This window comes from Thermus sp., assembly GCF_039793865.1.
Taxonomy (GTDB): Bacteria; Deinococcota; Deinococci; order Deinococcales; family Thermaceae; genus Thermus.
This window is the reverse complement of the sequence record NZ_JBAMMI010000082.1, coordinates 1-2,754: the sequence shown is the minus strand read 5'-3', so window position 1 is coordinate 2,754 and position 2,754 is coordinate 1. Positions and strand designations below refer to the sequence as shown.

At 68.3% G+C, this 2,754-nt stretch carries 4 protein-coding genes, 1 tRNA gene and 1 pseudogene; 2 read left to right on the top strand and 4 right to left on the bottom strand.

Annotated elements, in window-relative coordinates; genetic code table 11:
- Both ABJK26_RS07460 and ABJK26_RS07455 read right to left on the bottom strand, forming a co-directional pair.
- Positions 1–86 (bottom strand): annotated as a pseudogene (locus tag ABJK26_RS07460) (tRNA-binding protein); the annotation flags it as partial.
- A gap of 41 nt (positions 87–127) precedes the next feature.
- Positions 128–204 (bottom strand) — tRNA-Ile (locus ABJK26_RS07455).
- Between the two features lie 66 nt (positions 205–270).
- On the opposite strand from ABJK26_RS07455, the gene ABJK26_RS07450 reads away from it, so the two are divergent.
- Entirely contained in the window at positions 271–462 is a 192-nt protein-coding gene (locus tag ABJK26_RS07450; protein WP_347241652.1) for a DUF2892 domain-containing protein, read from the top strand.
- Positions 459–983, top strand: coding sequence for a DUF402 domain-containing protein (locus ABJK26_RS07445; RefSeq protein ID WP_347241651.1), 525 nt, complete (start codon positions 459–461; stop codon positions 981–983). The genes ABJK26_RS07450 and ABJK26_RS07445 overlap by 4 nt, the downstream gene beginning before the upstream one ends.
- On the opposite strand, the gene ABJK26_RS07440 is transcribed toward ABJK26_RS07445, so the two are convergent.
- Positions 980–1,972, bottom strand: coding sequence for a hypothetical protein (locus tag ABJK26_RS07440; protein WP_347241650.1), 993 nt, complete (start codon positions 1,970–1,972; stop codon positions 980–982). The genes ABJK26_RS07445 and ABJK26_RS07440 overlap by 4 nt on opposite strands.
- Positions 1,973–2,049: 77 nt before the next feature.
- Complete coding sequence (locus ABJK26_RS07435) at positions 2,050–2,598, bottom strand: NYN domain-containing protein (RefSeq protein WP_347241649.1); 549 nt, start codon at positions 2,596–2,598, stop codon at positions 2,050–2,052.
- Between the last annotated feature and the right edge of the window lie 156 nt (positions 2,599–2,754).

The following is a 2,754-nucleotide window of genomic DNA, read 5'->3' as shown; positions in this document are numbered from 1 at the left end:
GGCTTTTTGGCCTTGGGGTGGGGCTCGGCCCGCACCACCCGGCCCACCCGGAGGTCCAGGGTCTGGAAGGCTTCAAGGGGCTCCACGCCCCAAGTGTGGCAAAAGGAAAAGCCCCCGGCAAGGGGGCTGGTGGGCCGTGCAGGACTTGAACCTGCAACCAACCGGTTATGAGCCGGCCGCTCTGACCGATTGAGCTAACGGCCCGCGCCAAGGGGTTATTGTAGCACGAAGGCCCGCCTCTTCCGCTATACTGGGGCCAGGAGGTGAACCATGACGGTCAACGAAAGCACCACCGACCGGGCGATCCGCTTTGTCCTGGCCCTGGTCCTCTTCTACTTCGCCTTCCAGTCCGCTTCTCCCTGGAGCTGGATCCTGGGCCTCGTGGCGGTGGTCCTGCTCTTCACCGCCATCACCGGCTTCTGCGCCCTTTATAAGCTTCTCGGCATCAGCACCAAGCGGTGACCTTCCCCGTCCTTCCCGGGGCGCGGGTGCGGGTGGAGTTTTGGAAGTACCCCGGGGATAGGCTCCACTACTTTTGGGAGGCGGAGGTGGTGGAGGTGCGGGAGGAGGGGGTCCTCACCCTTCTCCCCCAGGGCGGGGTCTTCCACCACGCCGCCAAGGGCAAGGCCGTGGTCCTGGACCACGACGCCTACGTGGCCTTCTTCCCCGGGGCCTGGTGCTCCGGGGGGCCCGACGTGCGGGAGGGGCGGGTCCTGGAGTACTACTGGAACGTCCAGACCCCGGCGGAGTGGACGGGAAGGGGCTTCCGCCAGTACGACCTGGAGCTGGACGTGAAGTGCCGCGCCGACCACACCTGCGAGGTCTTTGACCGGGAGGAGTTTTTGGCCAAGCGCTCCCTCTACCCCAGGGCCTGGGTGGAGAAGGCGGAAGAGGCGGTGGAGGCCATCCTCCGCCACATGCGGGAGGGGCGCTGGCCCGTGCTTCCCCCGGGGGAGCCCCTCCCCTGGATGGAGCGCATCTAGGGGCTAACCCCGGGGAGGGGAGAGGGTCGGGGCTCCGGCCCTCCCGGCCCCCAGGCCTTTAGGGGGAGGAGGCGGCGGCCCTCCAGGCCCCAGCGCCCCTCCAGCACTACCTGGTAGAGAAGGCCCTTGAAGAAGCCGTGGAAGCTGTCCTCCCAGGTCTCCAGGTTCTGGGCCCTAAGGGGGTAGTTGTGCCAGGCGGGGCCCAGGTAGTAGAGCCAGGGGTCTTCCAGGGGCCGGGTGTCCTCCGGCGGGAGGCCGAGGAGGGCGTTGAAGTAGCCCCGCAGGCGGCTTGCCGTGAAGAGAAGGTTCAGGTAGGGGTCCAGGAGGGCCCTGCGGGCCTCGGCCTCGGTGTGGGGGAAGGGCCTTAGCGGGTCCCAGGCCCCGAAGCGGAGGAGGCGGGCCTCTTGCTTGAGGGCGTCCTCCCAGCTCATCTGGGCCAGGCCCAGGGTGCGGCTTAGGGGGACTTGCCCTTGGGCCTCCGCCAGCCCCTCGGCCAGGGTGTCCGCCACCTCCCGCACCCCCCGGGAGAGGCCCAGGGCCTTGTCCCCCCCGTACTGCTCGTTGTCCACGATGGCGGCCAGCACGCCCGGGGGAAGCCGCAGGGCCCCCGCCGCCGCCCGGATCTCCCGGGCGTGGGGCAGCACGTGGTGGGGGGCGGTGGGTAGGCCTTCCAGGTGGACGGGGCCCTTCCGCACCGCCTGGCCTACGGCCAGGATCCAGCGGTGGGCGGCCCTCAGGGCGTCTTCCGGACGGGAAAAGGCCGAGCGCTTGCCGGAGAGCTGGTTCTTAAGCTCCAGGCGGAGGAGGCGGTCGTAGGCCCGGGCGGCCTCCTTTCCGAGGAGGAGGTGTAGGCTCGTCTTCTGGGCGAGGTAGAGGGCCACAAGAGCCTCCCGCTCCTCCTTGGGGTAGGGGAGGAGGTCCCTGAGGCTTGGGGAGGGGGGCGGAGCGGGGGCTTGGGGCAGGGCCAGGAAGAAAAAAAGGAGGAGCACAAAGGCGGGCCAGGGACCTAGGGGCACGGGCTAAAGACTTGTTTCCGCTGGGGAACTCGTCTTTTTAGGGCCTCCGCCTAGGCGTCGGTCTCCTCCGCTGGGGCAGGGGGCATTTCCACCGTGGCCTCGAGGGGATACCCGGCGTAGGTGCGCCGCCCCCCCATGGTCCTTTCCAACACCTCCCGCCATTCGGGGAGGTTCAGGAAGCGGTCGGCCTGGTTGCGAAGCTCCAGGTCGGCGAGCTCATGGAGTCCCAGGAGGTAAAGTTCCTTGCCCAGGGCCCTTAGGGCCTGGAAGGTGTGCACCAGGTCCCCGGAGCCCGAGGCCACGATGGCCCGGTCCCAGCGGGGGGCGGTGGTGAGGAGGTCCGTGGCCATCATGGCCTCAAAGCGGGCCTCCCCCCGCACCAGGCGGCTCCGCACCGTGTAGCCCATGAAAACCAGGGCGTCAATGAAGCGTTGCTGGCGTTCGTCCTCGGGATCGGTGATGGGCACGTAGTAGAAGGCGTTGTATAGTTGCTCGGGGGTGGCGAACTGGGTGATCACCCGCCGATGGTCCACGTTCCAGCCCAGGCGCCTGGCCGCCTGGTACATGTAGGACCCGTCAATGAAAAGGGCAACCCGCATATGCCCCTATCTTAAGGGACCCTTTGCCTCTCCGCGAGGGGTGGGAAAGGCTACCCCCCTCGGGGCAGGCTTCTGGCCTCCCGGGGCGCTTTTTCTACCCTTTGGGCGTTCTTTTCCGGGGGCCCCCATGCTGGCGCAAGCCAGCATGGGGTGTTA